The following is a 17,466-nucleotide window of genomic DNA, read 5'->3' as shown; positions in this document are numbered from 1 at the left end:
ATTAATACTCTTAGTAGAAAACCTACTAGGAGTATTTTTTATATGTCAAAAGGAGTGATAATCATAAATAACTCATATACAAGATTATTAAACATCATGCAAGAACAAGGAAAGAAATTTTAAAAGAAGTGATAATTGCTATTTAGAGAAGATTGGGAACTTATTGAGAATGTAGGAATACTTCAAGCGAAAAGGATTATTAGTAGTTCTGAAGTTTAGATTAAAGGAGAATATAGTAATATGGTTAGATTATAAAACAATTCAAAATAAGTATATACAAAGGTTTAGAGTGGACTAGGCATGAAAGTGATATAAGCTTTCATAACCTTTTTACGCTTATTTTTCATAAAAAAATACACCATCCTCATCTAAAAAAATTAGAATCACACAGTGTAAATTTCACTTCAAACCATTGCAAATACTACATCTCTCTAAATAAACCAATAACTTTGCCAATGACTTTAACATCTAAACAAAAGATAGGATCCATGGTATCATTTTCAGGCTGAAAGAGAGATATAAATGAGGTCAAAAAACCTTTATTTATCAAGGCTTAAAGTAATTTTCAATGCAAAAATATAATATCTTGTATCGTTTACACTGTATAATTCTACCAATAAATATAACAATTTTTAAGTCCGTTTTCAATTGTAGATTTCTAGTAAACATTACAAACTTAATATTTAGGTCTGAGCACTGTGCTTAGGCCTATTTTTTTTACCCATTTTCCTAGCACATTCACAATTTATTTAAATTTAATTCATAAAAGCCTCATAATTGCCTCAAAAACGCTTCATAAAGGCCTCATAAAAGCCTTAAAAAGGCCTCATTCCAAGGACAAAAATACACTTTATGATTGTTCTTGTAGCGAAAACGCGTTGCAAAACACAGCAACAAAGTTTCGTAAATAAAGTGAGAGGTGATGAATGATGTACAAAAACTTAAAAGCAGAGATGGCAAGAAATTCAGTTCTAGGGAAAGACATTGCAAAAGCTTTAGGAACAAGACAGGCAACCATTTCTTCAAGACTGACAGGTAAAACCGAGTTTTCTTATAAGGAAGCTAAGAGAATCAAGGATACATTCTTTCCTAATGTAGAACTGGAATATCTCTTTGAGGAGGGGATGTAATGGAGTTTAATTTAAAGCTATTAGAAGAACATGCCGAGCTAACTTTACAAAATGCCTTATTGGGATGGAAGATAGAGCACTACGAAGCATTAATAACTGAACTTATGAGCTATCTATGTGAAGAGGATGTATTAGGTAAGCAGTATGTCCTGCAATATAAAAAGCTTAAAAATATGAAGATGGGAAGTGTAGATTAGTATGGCTAGAGGTACAGAGCTTGAATTAGATGAACAGATCATTCAATTTAAAGTAGAAATGGATAATGTAGTAGAAAACATTAAAGGGATAGATTATGAGCTTTTAGAGTTAGAAGCTTTATTGAAGGCTCAAATAGAGCAATTAAAGGAACGGTTTGAAGAGAAACAATATCTTTTAAAAGAGAAGAGAGAAAAGCTTCAGATACAGCTTCGAGTGCTTTTTGAACAGGTACCCCAAAATGAGACAAAGACACAAAGGAAAGTAAAGCTTCTTAATGGTGATGTGGTTGTTAAGAAAGCTAGGTTGGACTTTGAAAAGGATGGAGACAAGCTTCTTGAATGGGCAAGGGAGAACAATAGAGATGAACTCATTAATCGTAAAGAAGTATTAACTTTCAAATGGGCTGATTTTAAGAAGAGATTAGTCCCTACAGATTGTGGCATTGTGGATGTAGAAACAGGAGAAACACTTGAAATAGATGGACTTCATGCAATAACGAAGGCTGAAGAATTAGAAATTAAATATTAAAAGGAGATAAGGGATATGGCAAAAGCAATTTGTATTATAGGTGAATCAGGTGCTGGTAAAACCACATCATTAAGGAATTTAGACCCAAAGGAAACTTATTATATTGATGCAGATAAAAAGGGAAGTGCATGGAGAGGCTTTAGGCAACAATACAACTCGCAGAATAAAAACTATATTGCTACAGACGACCCCAATAAGGTATTAGCTCTTATGAAAGGCATTAGTGAAAAGAGTGATCTAAAGTATATAGTGGTGGACACCTTAAATGGCATTATGATTGGTGAAGAAATGAGACGGTCTAAGGAGAAGAACTTTGATAAGTGGATAGACTTAGCAAGTTATATTTATAGCATCTTGGATGTGGTATGTGACCTTAGAGATGACCTAACAATTATCTACACAGCTCATAGTGAAACAGAACGCACAGAAGATGGCTATATGTGGACAAGGATGAAGACCACAGGAAAGAAACTCAATAAGTTAGTACCTGAATCTAAGTTTAATGTGGTATTACTAGCAAAATGTAAAGATGGTAGGTACATCTTTGAAACCCACAGTAACAATTCAACAGCTAAGACACCTTTTGGGGCATTTGAAGAAGATGAGATAGACAATGATATTGTGCCAGTATTACGTGTATTAGAGGAGTTTTAGATGTTTAGGTACTCGGATAAGGAAATCAAGGAAATCTTAAAAGAGGCTACTGTGGTAGTGGATACAAGGGAACAGAAGTGTGGACATATCATTGAGTATTTTACTGCAAAAAAGATTCCGTATGTTTGTAAAAAGCTGGACTTTGGGGATTACACCCTCAAGGTTCATCTCCCACACGTAGAAAGACCAGTCTATCTCCAAGATAAATGTGTCATAGAACGCAAGGCGAACTTAAATGAGCTAAGTGGAAATTTTACACAGAGCAGAGAACGCATAGAGAGTGAATTTCTAAAAGGCAGGGGTAAGATGTATCTCTTGATTGAAAATGCAAAGTATGAGGATATTCTACTGCATAACTACAACACAAAATATCTACCACAGTCTTTTATGGGAACACTGAAGGCCTTTGAAGCAAGATATGACCTAAAGATTATGTATTTAGAGAATATCAATTATAGTGGTGACTTTATTTATAGAACGTTACAACATCATTTAAGAGAACGATTAAGAAGAGGAGAAATATAAAAATGAAAAAATGGAATGGATATGAAACAACACAAGTTATAGGAGAAAAAAGAAAGCTTCCTGTAGGAGGCTATGTTTGTAAGATTATAGATGCAAATGAAGAGGTTTATGGCTGGGGGAATGTGGTAGTGATTCATTTTGATATTGCAGAAGGCCCATATAAGAACTTCTATTTAGAGCAATATGAGAAGCAAAAAGGGGATAAGAAATGGAAGGGAACCTATAGACTAACTTGTCCTAAAGATGATGGAAGTGAAAAGGATGAGCGAATTAAAAAGAACTTCAAGACTTTTATTCACCACATTGAAAAGAGCAATACAGGCTATAAGTGGGACTGGAATGAGCACAACCTGAGGGCCAAACTCTTTGGTGGCATTTTTGGTGAGAAAGAATATGAGATTGAAGGTAATACTGGGTTCTTTACCACACTACGTTATACAACAGATATAGAAAGTGTCAAGACTGCTATTATTCCAAAACCAATCTTATTAAAAAGAGATACAGTAGCAACTGCAAAGGCACCTGAATTCAATGGGGGTGATGATGCATTACCATTTTAGGAGGGATAGAAAGTGGATTATAGCAATATACCAATAGAACTTAAGAAGTTGAATAGGTGGGTATTATATAGACTTTACTTAGATGAAAAGACAGGTAAATACACTAAAAAGCCCTTTAATGCTAGAACGGGTGGCATGGCTCAAAGTAATAACCCTCGTACATGGTGTGATTATGATACAGCTAGGCGTGTCGTAGCGCATTATGATGGCTTAGGTTTTATGTTAGGGGATGGCATCTTTGGTGTGGATATAGATGGAGTAGACCTGAAAGATTCTATAGTCAATGAAGTTATAACTACGCTAGGCAGCTATGCCGAAGTCTCACCAAGTGGCAAGGGTATCCATGTCATTTGTAAAGGCACTAAGCCACAGGGAGCTTGCAGAAAAGGCAACTTTGAGTGTTACGAGAAGGGAAGGTTTTTTACAGTAACAGGGAATGTTATTAAGCCTTATACCATACTTAGGGATTGTAGTGAAACCATTAAGCCACTCTATGAGAAGTACTTGAAACCTCAAGAACCTAAAAGAATTTCTACCACACAACTAGCTTTTAGTGGAGGCGAGTCCCTCTCTGATAGTGAAGTCATCGATAAGGCAAGTAAGCAAGCTAAATTTAATGACCTTTATTATTATGGCTGGGGAAGTGGTGATGCTTCAAGAGATGATATGACCTTGATTAATCTTCTTATCTTTTGGACTAAAGGCAATCTTAGTCAGATTGATAGGCTCTTTAGGAGTAGTGCTTTAATGAGAGATAAGTGGAACAGGAAACAAAGTGGGTCAACCTATGGAAACTTAACGATTCATAAATGTATGAGGAATTATAGTGGGAGCTATTATAACCCACATCATTATAAAGAGGAGGCGAAATAGTGGAACAAGAGGAGATAAAGATTGATTTATCAAAGATAGATTTTAATGAAGATAGAAGCTATGGATTTTTGAAAGTAGAGGATAAAGAGAAAAAAAATAAGAAGTATAAGTTATTACTAAAAGAAGCTATAAGTAGGGGGGAAGAAAAATTATTTAAAAAGAAAGTGCAGGAGCTGAAAGGGGAGGATGAGCCTCACAATATGTATGAATTAAGCCCTAAAGGGACACCTCTTAAGATTTGGGAGAACCTAAAAATCCTCTATGATAATAAGGGAATTGAACTTAAATATAATGAATTGAAGCGAAGTATTGAAAGTAATAGAGAATGGTATATCTATGAAGATTTTCTTACTCAAATAAATAGTGACTGTAGAAGAACAGGCCTGCTACTTTCAAAAGACGATTTATGGGGCTTTACTTCATGTATTGCCAATATGAATGCTTATAATCCTATTAGGCAGTACCTTGAATATGCACATCATAAATATAAAAATAGCACACAGCAATCTAGCGAATTAGGAAAGCTTCTTAAAACGATTACCTATGCAAAGCATTGTACAAAGAAGGATATAGCCTTTAATGAAGCTATGATTCTAATGTGGTTATTAACTGGTGCTAAAATAGGCCTGAATAAAGGTGATTTCAATAGTGAATTTGCATTGGTACTAAAAGGGCCACAGGGATTAGGTAAGACACGCTGGGTTAGGTCATTAATGCCAAAGAAATATTTAACCACATTCTTTAAGGATGGTGTGCAGCTAGACCTTAGTAAAAAGGATGATATTATTCAATCCACATCGTATTGGCTATGCGAGCTTGGAGAGCTTGGTGGCACAATGAAGAAGTCGGATAGGGATGCCCTAAAAGCATGGCTTACATCCACACATGATGAATTTAGAACACCTTATAGTAGAAAGGCTGAAAAGTACCCTAGAAGGACTTTTTTTGCCTGTACGGTTAATGATGACCAGTTTTTGCGTGATGATACAGGGAGCAGGCGCTTTGTTGTATTGGAGGTAGAGAAGCTAGATCATAACCACACTATTGATATTGATTTGATGTGGGGTGAGATAATGGAATTGTTACAGCATAAGGCTAGAACTTATATGAGTAGTGAGGAGATTAAATTTAATAATATGCGCAACAAAACCTATATGGTTAAATCAGATGAGCAACTACTCATTGAAGAATATCTTCCTCTAAATCAGCCTGAAGCGCAGTGGGGTTATATTACAAGTACAGCTATTTGTGATTATATATTCGAACAACATCAGAAGTCCATAAAGCCACGTGCTGTGGGAAGAGCTTTAACAGCATTAGGGTATGAACAGGAAAATACAACTAAAGATGGAGTGAAAGGTAGATACTATAAGTTTCCGTTTTTGGAGGGGTATAGCATCCCTTTTTAGGAACGTTATTGGAACGAAAAACTACATCATAATGTTCCGTCTGAACCCTTTGATTACTGGGGGCTGACGAGGTGTTGGAACGAAGAACATTAAAAATAAGAAAGAATAGAAAAAATATATATAATAAGGGACTAGGCCTGATTAAGAGAACCTTTAGGTTTTTTGTAACTTTCAACGTTCTTTGTTCTGCCTTAGAGCCTCAAAGGATTGGGGGATTATACTAATGTTCCACTAAACGTTCCGAGAAATAAAAGTGAAAGAATGACTCAATAGAAGTGTAGTAGTGTGGTAGAAAAATAAAAACTAATCTAAGAGAAGATTTAAACTAAAATGGAGGACTAAAATGTTAAACGAAGTAAAGTTTGAAGGACATATAGAAGAGGTAAGATTGAAAAATGAGAAGGTATTAAAGTTTACTGTGGTTAATCAGCAAAGAGGAAAGCTCCGAAAAATTACAGCGACTGTATTTAATGGGATGACCACAGGTAGCATCTACAATAGTGTGGAAGAATTAATAGGTAGACTAGTTGTAGTAGAAGGAGAATTGTTCGAATCCAATTACCTTGATAAGAGAACGAACCAATGGGTGAATACGTATTGTGTTCAGGTTAGTGAATTAGTTGCTAGGTAAATTGGAGCACGAGTTACCCTAAGAATGGGCAAGTCCATACCCTTTACGCAATCCAGCGCGATGTAAATGGGCGAGGGGCAAAGTGCCCTATAACTTATTTGACAGCATAGGAGGGACAGTGTGAAAGAAAGTGATTATAAAAAGGTAGAAAGCATCTTATATGAAGTACCTAAACTAAAGGCTGAAATAGCTAACCTACAAATAGATTTAGAGGAAATACAAGAGATAATAGGCATCAGAGGAGCCAGTCCTAATGAGAAAGCTGGAAGTGCTACGTATGCCTTTAGTAGTTCTGTGGAAGATGAAGTGATTAATAGAGAGGAAAGACTAGAGGAGAAGGTTCATGGTCTTAAAGACGCTATAAGACGTAGAGAGAGGCAAGTGAGAAAGGTAGAGAATGCCTTAGAGGTATTAAATGAAAAGGAATTATTGCTAGTAGAAATGCGTTACTTCAAGCATTACTCCATTAATAGGGTGTGTGAAATACTCGATATTACAACACCTACGTTTAATAGGAGAAAGAATGGAGCCTTAAAAGATAAGCTCATTCCACTATTGGTGCTAGGTGATAGGAAAATGATATAAAAATGATATAAAAATGATTGGAAAATTGACTTATAAGTGATACATCAGAAGTGTTAAGATAATAGTGTCTTAAATTTCATATTTAACTCAACCCTTAAATATTTTTTGTTTTACATTCCTTAAGTTAACCCTCAGTAGAAATACTGGGGGTGTTGTTTTATTGAGAGTACTGTAGTAATGTAATGATGTAAAGATACTTAAATGCGATTTAGGGGGAGTTTGTAATGCTTTGGTTTATGCTGATATTAATACTAATAGGTATATGTCGTATTATAATACTACTACAGGATATTAAAGAATTACTAGAAAAACAGAATGAGAAGATGGATGAAAAGTAAGGATGCATAATGATATGTGTCCTTTTATTTTGGAGAAATATCATGAAAAAAGTTTGCAGTAGATGTGGAAACATCATTTTACATAAACAAAGGTGTGAATGTGCACCCAAATATAATAGGAAAGTATCAGATGAGAAGAGACGCTTTTATTCATCTTATGCGTGGCAGAAACTCAGGAACAGGAAAGTGAAAGAACATCCTTATTGTGAAAGGTGTTGGAGTAAGTGGAAATTGATTGTAACGGATAACTTACAAGGACATCACATAAAGTCATTTAAGGATTATCCTGAATTGAGATTAGATGAAGGTAATGTGGTAGTGCTTTGTAGGACTTGTAACTTACAGGTTGGAGATAGTAGTAAGGTAGATTGGAAATAGATGAAATAATTTGAATATTGATATATAATGTTCTTATACAGGGAGCATGATTATATGAATATATTTAGATGGAGAAAAATAGCATTATTTCTATTGTACTTTGGACTAGGTTTTATAGCCTCTGCTTTTATATTTATCTATGAGTCTAAAGAAAGTGTAGTAATGTCTCAATTCTTTATAGGAATAGGTTTAATGGTAGTATCAGCAGCAATAAGTTTTATATGTTGGAGATGTCCGTACTGTGGAAAATCTTTTGGAGTTAGGCATGGAAGAATGGAGTCTATTACACATTGCCCATTTTGTGGTGAGAAGCTTAGATAACTTTGTAAAATGAAAAGATAGTAGTGTGGTGGATTGGTAGTAGGTATTAAAATATCGTCAGTATAAGCTTGATGGGGGAAGTATATGAAGATCTAATAGGGAAATCTATAAGCCCCCCCTATAGCCAATATATTAGCATATAGGGGTATCTCTACCACGAGGGCCCAACCATTTAAACACAATGCCTAAAATGAAAAATTTTGAGGGTATGATGTGTGGAAAATAGAATAAAACTAGATATGCCAAAGGATAGAGCCTAATTAGCAGTGTGAAAAACACTATTGAAAAGGGCTCTTTTTTGATGTAAAAAGCCATAAAATGAGGCAGAAAAGGCTAGATTCTTAGTATTTTAATAGATGATATTTTATGTTATACTATTCTGAATATAACAGGGTATAGGGGGGATAGTGTGGATGTAGCCGAAATCGGTATTATAGGTGGTACAGATGGCCCAACCAGCATATTTATTGCAACATCAGTAAATTGGCCTTTGATTATTGTGATGGGAATTATTGTAGTTTTAGCTGTTGGAAGTTTTATTATGTGGAAGAAAAAACATAAGTAGCAAATTAGATATTTTATAAGGGGGAATTTCAAATAAAAAGACACATCTATTGGTTAATAAGTATCCTACTAATCATAATTACTGTGAGTGCATTTTTTCTAACTGCCCTAAAAATAATGTCAGCTATATTACTTTTAGAAATCTTTTTTTGGATGCTCATTCTGTTCACTGCGAATATGTCTTCGGGTATTACATATGGAGTGATACATAAAAATAAAGTTGGTTGTTTAGTAGGATTTGCAATATTAAATACCGCTTGTATTGCTTTGTTAATATATTATGGGATAATACTTACATTCATTATTTTTTATACTGGGCAAGGGTAAGTTGAAAGTAACAAATAGTTAATTTACTGAAAGTCATAATAAGAATACTAAGGAGTCTGTACAGAGGAGGAATATGATGAAAAGTAAAAAATATAATTTTCTAAGTATTGTGGGGGGCCTAGTTTTTATAGTAATTCTAATCAGTGTAGGCATAGGAATAAAAAATGGATCTTCATCTAATACTAAATTAGTTTTTGGCGAGGGTGAAATACCAGTAAATAGTGACATACTAACATCAACTTCTGAAGATCATAATATTAGCTTGTTTTTAGATTCGACGATTCCTTATAATACGGTAACTGAATTAAAACCTTATGATAATGGCATTTATCATATTAACTCACAAGAGTCTGTAAAGATTAATATTTCTTTTACAAATAGTAGTGAGTATAAGCACCATATTGAAATAGGGTTCATAAATACCAATGATAATAAAATAGATGTAATATATGATGATGCTTGTTCAGAGTTAAGTTTAAATTATACATTTGAAAAAGATGTAAAGGGAGAATTTTATATATGGAATAAAGCTATAGATGATATAATGATAGAAGAATTAAGAATTTCTATAGGAGAATAGTTATTGATGTTTAATAAGAAGTTAATTTATTTCTTCTATATAGAATAGGTTTTAATATTGAGTTTATATGAGTATTACATATAGGCTCTTTTTTGATGTCCTAAAATACTGAAACAAGGTAACACCATGGTAAGATCAACTAAAAGTGCATTAACAATAACTAGATACATAATATATAGATTTTAGTAACTTAAAGGATAGAGCCTAATTGACAGTGTGGAAATACTGGTCAAAAGGGCTCTTTTTGATTTTAAAAGTTTAAATAGCAAGAGAAAAAGAGAGATTTTAGATATAATTAATAAATTAATGCTTATCATTTAATAGATTAGAATATGATATGGAACAGTATTAGTATACTAAAATGTAAAGTTTAATGCTTCTTTAATTTGATTAATGCGTTTAAGCATATCAGATTTATCTCTATATACTTTAGTTCCCATACACGTTTCATCAGATAGAATTTCCATAGTTTCATAAAGTGCTCTAGAAAAAACATCAATATTATTTATAACATGTTGTAGAAGTTCATTTTCTTCTAGTAAGTTAGCCCTCCCAAGGTTGTATTCTTTACAAGTATCAAAACTTGGAAGATTCCTTGCATAGTTTAGAGCTTCTTTTAGGCTTTCTCTGTCACCTTTTGTGTAATAACTATAGATAAGGTCTCGCTCTACTCTGATACGAAGAAGCGTATCTTTACTATTTTCGAGAATTCTTTTATAGATAGTAATTGCTTCATCTAAATAGGTATAATTTACACGTATATTTCCTCGTAAGGCCCATGCAAGGTTATACTGTAAATTATCATTACCTGGGTACTCAGCAGTGGCTTTACGCATTAATTTCAAAGCTTCTTCATATTGGTGTAGACTAAATAAGCTATCAACTTTTGTACAGTAATTTTTGATAATTTCCTTGGAATTCTTAATATCTATACCTAAAAGTTCATCTATAGTTACCTGAAAATAGTTTGCAAGTACAATAATTGTTGAGATATCAGGCAGAGTCTTATTACTTTCCCATTGTGAAACCCCAGAAATAGATATATTTAGTACCTCCGCTAATTTTTCTTGAGTAATATCACGTTTATTTCTAAATTTTTTGATGTTACTACCAATGTTCATTGTTTCTCTCCTTGAAATAATGTATTCAAAAGCGCTTTTGTAATTTTCATTATACCTTAAATTCCATCAAACACCATAAAGTAGTTCTTAAATAAATTTTAGCAGAACTTAAATTATTTAGTATTACTTTATTTGATTAAGAGAGTAGGTTGGTATGGTGAAGATATATTAAATTGTATAAGTTCTAAATCTAAGGTTTTTATACCCCAAAATACAGAAAGAAGGTGACATCATGGCACGACCAACAAAAAGTATTACAACAAGAACTGGACATATGAGTAAGACTGATATTGATAGAAGGCTTGAGTATGAAGCTAAATTGCGTGGTGATAGTGATAAAATAAGGGCACCAGCTTACCTAACACTACAACAGAAAAAGCATTTTAGAACTATTGTGGACTACCTCAAAGAATCAGGGATATTAGGTAACATTGACGTTTACTTATTGGCTCAAACAGCCATAACTATAGACCGTATCCAAGCCTGTGAGGTAGCTATTAATCAAGATGGTGTGGTAGACCTAGAAGGAAATCCAAACCCGCATATAAAAATTAGAACTGCCTATATGAAGGACTTCTTCAGGATGTGTAATGAGTTAAGCCTAAGCCCACAGGCAAGGGCCAAGATAGCAAATATTAACTGTAGTGCTGAAGCTGAGAAAACAGATCCACTTCTGACAATACTGGGAGGTGGTAAGAAATAACGAAAGAGGAATTTAAAGAATCAAAGGCCTATAGGTATGCTGTGGATGTACTGGATGGAAAATTTCCAACTAATAGGTACATAAAGGCAATAAGTAAAAAGTTTATTTATGAGATAGACCATCAGGAAGAGATGGATTACTTTTTTGATTATGAAACAGCCGATAAGATAATGAACATCATGAAACTAATTAATTTTGCTACTGGAGCTGTAGCAGGCCAATCGTTATATGAGGCTTGTGTGGGCTACCAGTATTTTTTTGTACTTAATATCTTTTGCTGGAAAGGGAAGGATAGACCTGATAAGCGTAGATATGAAATCTGTTTACTATGGATAGCAAGGAAGAACTCAAAAAGTGTAAACAGTGCATTGATAATGGTAATTTTAATGCTTTTAGAGCCTAGATATTCTGAGTTCTACCTTTGTGCCAATACAAGGGAACAAGCAAAGATTGTCTACAATGAAACGAAGAAACTCATTGAATCAAGCCCTTTCATCTTAGATAAGTTTGACATTAAGAGAGACACAATAACATGTAAATTAAATAAGAACACTCTTAAAGCGTTATCCAGTGACTATAATACGACAGATGGATTAAGAGTTTCAGCAGCATGTATAGATGAGGTTGGAGCTGCTAAAGATGGTGGACTTATCGAATCTATGACTTCGGGTATGCTTTCAGTTCAAAATAGGCTTTTAATATTAATTTCTACTAGCTATCCAAACACTCAAAATCCCTTCTTAGAATGGACTGACTACAGCAAGAAGGTTATTGATGGTGTGGTAGAAGATGAAAAGCTCTTTGCTATGCTCTACAGCTTAGATGAAAAAGATGAAATGACAGTAGAGAACTTCATGAAGGCTAATCCTTTGCAAAGCACCCTAGAGGATGGCAAGGAATACCTAGAAAGTGAATATAAAAAGGCACTTGAGATGGGAGGGGCTAAGTTAACCTCCTTTAAGTGTAAACATCTTAATATATGGCTTGATGGGATGATAGGAGAAATCTATATTCCTACAGAAGAAGTAAGAAAGTGTAGATTGCATGAGCCATTTAGTTGGTGTGGTAGACAGGTTTATATAGGCATTGACTTAGCCATGACAACGGATAACTGTTCCGTAGCGATGATTACTGAGGAAGGTGGCAAGGTTTATGCGAATGTGTGGGCTTTCATACCAGCTGATAGGATAGAAGAAAAGACTCGGGTTGAAAAGGTAGATTATCAGGCTATGATTAGAAATGGTAATTGCTTTGCGTGTGGTGAAAATGTAGTTGACTATGGCTTTATTGAAAGCTTTATACTTGGGTTAGAAAAAAGATACGGCGTGGTTATCATGGGAATAGGGTTTGATCGCTACAATTGCCTTAGTACAGCCCAAAAGCTAGAAACTAATGGCTATGAAACGACAGAAATCAAGCAGCACTCAAGTGTATTACATAGTCCGACTAAATTATTAGAGGAACTTGTCCTTACACAACACTTTGGTTATGAGCGTAACCGATTATTAGAAATTAACTTTGCGAATGCAAGGTGTCTATATGATACGAACCTGAACAGATACGTTAACAAGAAGAAATCGACAGGGAAAATAGATATGGTGGCTTCATTAATTAATGCTATGTATCTCCTTGAAAAAGATATGCTTCAAGAGGACTTTGTTGTTCAGGTATTCTAAATGGAAGGAGATGAGAAATGGCTTTAAGAGACTTCTTTCAAAAGGAAAGGGTTGAAGTTACAAATGAAGAATTAGACTTACACCTAGAAGGTACAGAAACACCCAATATAAAAAAGAATACTATTACACGTGACCAAGCCATAGGCCTTCCTTCTGTATATGCCAATGTGGAGCTTATAAGTAATGTCATATCTAACTTAGAAGTAAAGCTATATAAGGAATTAGAGGGTAGTGTGGAAGAAGTAAAAGGAGATAAAAGAATTGACTTACTTAATGATGCACCTAATGACCTAATGAGTGGTGATGAACTTAAGAAAGCTATGGTGAGAGATTACCTATTGGATGGAGCCTGCTATGTCTATATGTGTGGGTTAGGCTACTCAAAGGACAAGTGGTCACTTCATTATATTCCTACAACTGATATCTCTCTTTTGTACTCACCTGACATCATCTTTAAGACAGTGACAATAAATATCCAGGGGCAGAACTTTAATCCTGATAACTTTATTATTTGCACTAAGAATACAGTTGATGGAGTAAAGGGAAAAGGGATTGTAGCTGAGTGTAATAGCATTTTAAAACAAGCCTTAGACAATATGAACTATACCACTCAAACCATGGGAAATGGAGGCGTAAAGCGTGGCGTTCTACAAAGTACAAGGCGATTGACTGCAGAAGCTATTGGAGAATTAAAGAAAGCTTGGAAAAGACTCTATGAACAAAATAATGATTGTATTGTCCTAAATGAAGGTATTACCTATCATGAATTGCAACAAACAGGTGCAGAAATGCAGATGATTGAATCTAAAAATGCTATTGATGCAGATATCTGTAAGCTCTTTAATGTACCAGTCAATATGTTTGATTCTTCTATTCCTCAAGATGTATGGGATGCTTTTGTAAAGCTGGCTATTATGCCAATTATAAATAAGCTAGAGAAGGCAATTAATAGGGCTCTTCTTACTACAGAAGAACAAGGAGAATATTATTTTGCATTTGATACAAAGCAGCTTAACAAAGGTGATATTGAAAAACGCTTTAAGGCCTATGAGATTGCCCTAAAGAATGGGTTTATGACACCATCAGAGGTACGTTTTGAAGAAGACTTGAACGAGATTGAATCATTAAACTTCGTAAAGATGAGCTTAGGTGATGTATTGATGCATATTGAATCAGGAGAAATCTATACACCAAATACAAACACCACAGTTACACAAACTGGAACCAATGTAGTGCAAAATAGTGCAAGTGGAACCAGTACGGTGAAAGGAGGTGAAAAAGATGCAGATAGAGGTGAGAAGTGATGGAAAGCTTGAAATTAGTGGTTATGTTAATGCTATTGATAGGTATTCGAAGGAACTTTACGGTTCGAAAGGTAAATTTATTGAAAAGGTCGCACCTAGAGTATTTCAAAGAGCTTTAGAACAGGCTCGTAATGTGGATATGTTACTCAATCATGATGTAAGGCGAAAGCTTGCTAGTATAGAGGAGGGAACTTTAGCACTTAAAGAAGATAATATTGGGCTTCATGCGAAAGCAGTCATTAGTGACCAAGAGGTTATAGAAGAGGCTAGGTGTGGAAATTTAAAAGGTTGGTCTTTTGGTTTTAGGGCTTTGAATGATAGTTGGCAAGAAGATGGTAGTGTGGCTAAAAGAACTTTAGAGGAGATTGACCTAATGGAAGTATCCCTTTTAACAATTGAGCCAGCTTATATTGCAACATCTGTTCAGGTAAGAAGTGAAGATATGGAGCAAAGATGCATCAGGGATAAGCCTGATAAGAAGGAGAGTGAGATGGAAGTAGAAAATCAAAGAAGTTTAGTAGCTACAAAGGTGTGGTTATTAAAGAATGCAGAAATTAAACCATTAATGTTATAATACAGATTAGAAGATTTGTAGGGAGGGACATTATGAAAACAGTAACAATATGTGGAAGTATGAAATTTGTAAATGAAATGAAGAAAATCTCATGGGAATTAGAATGTAATCATAATTTTAATGTAATTCAGTGTGTGTACAATGATGAAGATGAAGAGATAACGCAAAAAATAATAGAAAAACTTGCGTCTGCACATTACAAAAAAATAGATTTGAGCGATGCAATTTATGTAGTAGATATTAACGGATATATTGGTGAATCTGTAAGAAATGAAATTAATTATGCAGAACAACAAGGAAAACAAATTATATATCACAGTAATTTTAAATGTTCATAGGCTGTGTCTGAACTAGGAATTATTCAGTAATATGTAGCAAAATTGAATACTCGTATATAGTACATCCAAGTGGTGTGCTTTTTTATTACTCTAATATGCAACTAATCAGAAAGTATGCAACTCACAGTTGAATAGAATGCATCTATGCGTTTATTGAATATTAATGGTTTTCTTATATAATCAAATTATCAACGTTGAAGGAAAGTTTATAAGATGCAAAATTTATTAAAACCATAAAAATGAATAAGTGAGGGAAAGACGATGAAAATTGGAAAGAACATTAAAAAGCTAAGAGAAGCGAAACAGATTACACAAGAGCAGCTGGGAAAGCTATTGAATGTATCTCATCAGGCAGTAAGTAAGTGGGAAAATGATGCGGCATTACCTGATATATCACTTTTGCCAGAAATGGGAAGAGTATTAGGAGTATTAGTCGATGACTTGTTAACAGAGAAGATTGACCCTTATGAATCCTATGCGGATCGATTGTTTGGGATATATTGTGAATCAAGAACAATGGAAAACTTTCTAAGAGCAGAAGAAGAATATAGAAAGCTTATTGAAAGTGGAAAATGCACCAATAAAGAACTTTGTGAGTATGGCTACTTATATCACTATCATATGAATGATTGTAAGAAAAAAGCTTTTGAAATGTATGATAGGGTTATTGAAGCAGAAAAGGAAAGTAAAAGTGAAGTGTATTATAATACATTAACCTGCTATGTTTCATTAAAGACACAACTAGGTCAATATGATGAAGCAATGACATTGTGTAAACAAATATTTGAAGAAGATACAGAAAATGTGCAAGTATATGATTTAATGTTACAAGTGTATAGCTCAACGGGTAAATACCAAGAAGGGCTAAAGTTCGCAAAAGAGGCAGTTAATAAATTTCCTAATGAATCTGATATGGTGGGCTATATGGGAGAATTCTATGAGCATCTAGAATGTTATGAAGAAGCTTTTGAATGCTGGGATAGGGCTATTGAATTAGCTGATAAGTATATCCATTGGATGTTTAGTAAAGTATTTTGTTATCAAAGATTAGGAAGAAAGCAGGAGGAGTTAAATCAGTGGAAGGCAATTGTATCCTGGTTAGAGGTTAAGGGATTTGAAGGCGGGGCAGAAAAACATAGGCAGAATATAATAAGATTGGAAGAAGAGTTAGCTAGTGGTAAAGTGAGCGAAGAAAAGTAAGGCAGAGGGGCATCTAGAAATAGATGCTCTTTTTTATGCCTAAATTTAAGTTTGAAAGGAAACCTGAATGAAACAATTACTAGAAAAAAGAAGTAAGAAACTCAAAGAAGTTTAGTAGCTACCAAGATGTGGTTATTAAAGAAAAAAGTAGCACTTATAGGAACTGATAAAAAAGAGATTTCAGTATAAAAGAGTAATAAAATATTTTGAGTAGAATATATGTAAAATAGAGTAGACAACTTTTAAGATAAGAAAGGGAGAAGTTATGAAAAAGACAAACGTAAATCTTCAAACGATTTTTCTTGGAATAATAGCAGTAATGTTAACAACTTTGATAATTATGATAGGGTCAGGGTATATATTAGCTAGAAATATGTTCTCATTGCCTCCGGAAGTAAAATTTACGCCCCAAGTAACAAATGAAGTAGAGGATCATGTAATCATTATAGAAGAATAACGATAAAAATACATAAATTTAGATATATAAGTGAATAAATCAAGATACAGTACATCCAAGAGGTGTGCTTTTTTTATTCCCAAGATTAAACTAGAAAGGATAACTAGATGAAACAATTGTTAGAAAAAAGAAGTAAACTAATCGAACAAATTGAAGCGATTATGAATGTAGCCGAAACAGAAAAGAGAGCCTTCTCAAAGGAAGAACTAGATAAAATTAATGGTTATACAGATGAAGTAAATCAGATTGATGCCACAATCCAAACCCAAAAAGAAGCTAGAGCATTAATGACTACAATTAAAGAACCAGCAACAAATGATAAGCAAGATCAACCTTCCCTTTTAGATGAAATCAGAGCGTTACAAGCTGATGCCAATAAGGAGATTGAGATTGGAACAAGAGAGGTAAGAGATGGAACACATACCTTTTCAGATACTGCAGTAGGCTCAGGTAATGCACCAACTGAGATTATTTCTAAGACCACTTTTGCAG

General features: G+C 34.0%; 23 protein-coding genes. 22 read left to right on the top strand and 1 reads right to left on the bottom strand.

Annotated elements, in window-relative coordinates; genetic code table 11:
* Positions 1-926 precede the first annotated feature (926 nt).
* The 14 genes from ACLTBU_RS14770 (at position 927) to ACLTBU_RS14705 (ending at position 9,601) form a co-directional block, all read left to right on the top strand.
* Positions 927-1,130 (top strand): hypothetical protein, encoded by a 204-nt coding sequence (locus tag ACLTBU_RS14770; RefSeq protein WP_412219697.1) that lies wholly within the window; start codon positions 927-929, stop codon positions 1,128-1,130.
* Entirely contained in the window at positions 1,130-1,327 is a 198-nt protein-coding gene (locus tag ACLTBU_RS14765) for a hypothetical protein (protein WP_412219695.1), read from the top strand. Before ACLTBU_RS14770 ends, ACLTBU_RS14765 begins: the two co-directional genes overlap by 1 nt.
* Position 1,328: 1 nt before the next feature.
* Positions 1,329-1,856, top strand: coding sequence for a host-nuclease inhibitor Gam family protein (locus ACLTBU_RS14760; RefSeq protein ID WP_412219693.1), 528 nt, complete (start codon positions 1,329-1,331; stop codon positions 1,854-1,856).
* A gap of 15 nt (positions 1,857-1,871) precedes the next feature.
* Positions 1,872-2,510 carry an AAA family ATPase gene (locus ACLTBU_RS14755; protein ID WP_412219690.1) on the top strand — a complete coding sequence of 213 codons (639 nt, stop codon included), beginning with the start codon at positions 1,872-1,874 and terminating at the stop codon, positions 2,508-2,510.
* Positions 2,511-3,035, top strand: coding sequence for an ERCC4 domain-containing protein (locus tag ACLTBU_RS14750; protein WP_412219688.1), 525 nt, complete (start codon positions 2,511-2,513; stop codon positions 3,033-3,035).
* A 2-nt stretch (positions 3,036-3,037) separates the two neighbouring features.
* Positions 3,038-3,595: a hypothetical protein gene (locus tag ACLTBU_RS14745; protein WP_412219687.1), complete on the top strand. Its 558-nt coding sequence runs from the start codon at positions 3,038-3,040 to the stop codon at positions 3,593-3,595.
* A 12-nt stretch (positions 3,596-3,607) separates the two neighbouring features.
* Entirely contained in the window at positions 3,608-4,468 is an 861-nt protein-coding gene (locus ACLTBU_RS14740; RefSeq protein WP_412219685.1) for a hypothetical protein, read from the top strand.
* The gene (locus ACLTBU_RS14735) at positions 4,468-5,877 is read left to right on the top strand and encodes a VapE domain-containing protein (protein ID WP_412219683.1); all 1,410 of its coding nucleotides are present in this window, start codon (positions 4,468-4,470) and stop codon (positions 5,875-5,877) included. The genes ACLTBU_RS14740 and ACLTBU_RS14735 overlap by 1 nt, the downstream gene beginning before the upstream one ends.
* 343 nt (positions 5,878-6,220) lie before the next feature.
* A complete protein-coding gene (locus ACLTBU_RS14730) occupies positions 6,221-6,508 on the top strand; it encodes a hypothetical protein (protein ID WP_412219681.1) in 288 nt (95 codons plus the stop codon).
* Between the two features lie 120 nt (positions 6,509-6,628).
* The gene (locus ACLTBU_RS14725; protein ID WP_412219679.1) at positions 6,629-7,093 is read left to right on the top strand and encodes a hypothetical protein; all 465 of its coding nucleotides are present in this window, start codon (positions 6,629-6,631) and stop codon (positions 7,091-7,093) included.
* Between the two features lie 380 nt (positions 7,094-7,473).
* Positions 7,474-7,809, top strand: a complete 336-nt coding sequence (locus ACLTBU_RS14720) for an HNH endonuclease (protein WP_412219676.1) — start codon at positions 7,474-7,476, stop codon at positions 7,807-7,809.
* A 54-nt stretch (positions 7,810-7,863) separates the two neighbouring features.
* A complete protein-coding gene (locus ACLTBU_RS14715; RefSeq protein WP_249334468.1) occupies positions 7,864-8,130 on the top strand; it encodes a hypothetical protein in 267 nt (88 codons plus the stop codon).
* A gap of 409 nt (positions 8,131-8,539) precedes the next feature.
* Positions 8,540-8,695, top strand: coding sequence for a hypothetical protein (locus ACLTBU_RS14710; protein ID WP_412219675.1), 156 nt, complete (start codon positions 8,540-8,542; stop codon positions 8,693-8,695).
* Between the two features lie 402 nt (positions 8,696-9,097).
* On the top strand, positions 9,098-9,601 hold the full coding sequence (locus tag ACLTBU_RS14705; RefSeq protein WP_412219673.1) for a hypothetical protein: 504 nt from the start codon (positions 9,098-9,100) through the stop codon (positions 9,599-9,601).
* A 356-nt stretch (positions 9,602-9,957) separates the two neighbouring features.
* Here the strand turns inward: ACLTBU_RS14705 and ACLTBU_RS14700 are convergent, their stop codons facing one another.
* Positions 9,958-10,722 (bottom strand): helix-turn-helix domain-containing protein, encoded by a 765-nt coding sequence (locus ACLTBU_RS14700; protein ID WP_412219671.1) that lies wholly within the window; start codon positions 10,720-10,722, stop codon positions 9,958-9,960.
* A 232-nt stretch (positions 10,723-10,954) separates the two neighbouring features.
* On the opposite strand from ACLTBU_RS14700, the gene ACLTBU_RS14695 reads away from it, so the two are divergent.
* From ACLTBU_RS14695 to ACLTBU_RS14660, 8 genes are all read left to right on the top strand, one after another.
* On the top strand, positions 10,955-11,425 hold the full coding sequence (locus tag ACLTBU_RS14695) for a phage terminase small subunit P27 family (RefSeq protein ID WP_412219668.1): 471 nt from the start codon (positions 10,955-10,957) through the stop codon (positions 11,423-11,425).
* 131 nt (positions 11,426-11,556) lie between these two features.
* On the top strand, positions 11,557-13,101 hold the full coding sequence (locus tag ACLTBU_RS14690; RefSeq protein ID WP_412219666.1) for a terminase large subunit: 1,545 nt from the start codon (positions 11,557-11,559) through the stop codon (positions 13,099-13,101).
* A gap of 17 nt (positions 13,102-13,118) precedes the next feature.
* On the top strand, positions 13,119-14,405 hold the full coding sequence (locus tag ACLTBU_RS14685; protein ID WP_412216982.1) for a phage portal protein: 1,287 nt from the start codon (positions 13,119-13,121) through the stop codon (positions 14,403-14,405).
* Positions 14,383-14,979 (top strand): HK97 family phage prohead protease, encoded by a 597-nt coding sequence (locus ACLTBU_RS14680; protein WP_412219663.1) that lies wholly within the window; start codon positions 14,383-14,385, stop codon positions 14,977-14,979. Before ACLTBU_RS14685 ends, ACLTBU_RS14680 begins: the two co-directional genes overlap by 23 nt.
* A 32-nt stretch (positions 14,980-15,011) precedes the next feature.
* Positions 15,012-15,317: a hypothetical protein gene (locus tag ACLTBU_RS14675; RefSeq protein WP_412219662.1), complete on the top strand. Its 306-nt coding sequence runs from the start codon at positions 15,012-15,014 to the stop codon at positions 15,315-15,317.
* Positions 15,318-15,578: 261 nt separating this feature from the next.
* On the top strand, positions 15,579-16,517 hold the full coding sequence (locus ACLTBU_RS14670; RefSeq protein WP_412219659.1) for a helix-turn-helix domain-containing protein: 939 nt from the start codon (positions 15,579-15,581) through the stop codon (positions 16,515-16,517).
* A gap of 265 nt (positions 16,518-16,782) precedes the next feature.
* Positions 16,783-16,974 carry a hypothetical protein gene (locus ACLTBU_RS14665; protein WP_412219657.1) on the top strand — a complete coding sequence of 64 codons (192 nt, stop codon included), beginning with the start codon at positions 16,783-16,785 and terminating at the stop codon, positions 16,972-16,974.
* A 107-nt stretch (positions 16,975-17,081) separates the two neighbouring features.
* A partial coding sequence (locus ACLTBU_RS14660; protein ID WP_412219654.1) for a hypothetical protein occupies positions 17,082-17,466 on the top strand: 385 nt, incomplete at its 3' end.

This window comes from Zhenhengia sp., from assembly GCF_046966505.1.
Classification (GTDB): Bacteria; Bacillota; Clostridia; order Lachnospirales; family Cellulosilyticaceae; genus Zhenhengia; species Zhenhengia yiwuensis.
The sequence above is the reverse complement of the archived record's forward strand: the minus strand, read 5'-3'. Positions and strand labels throughout refer to the sequence as shown.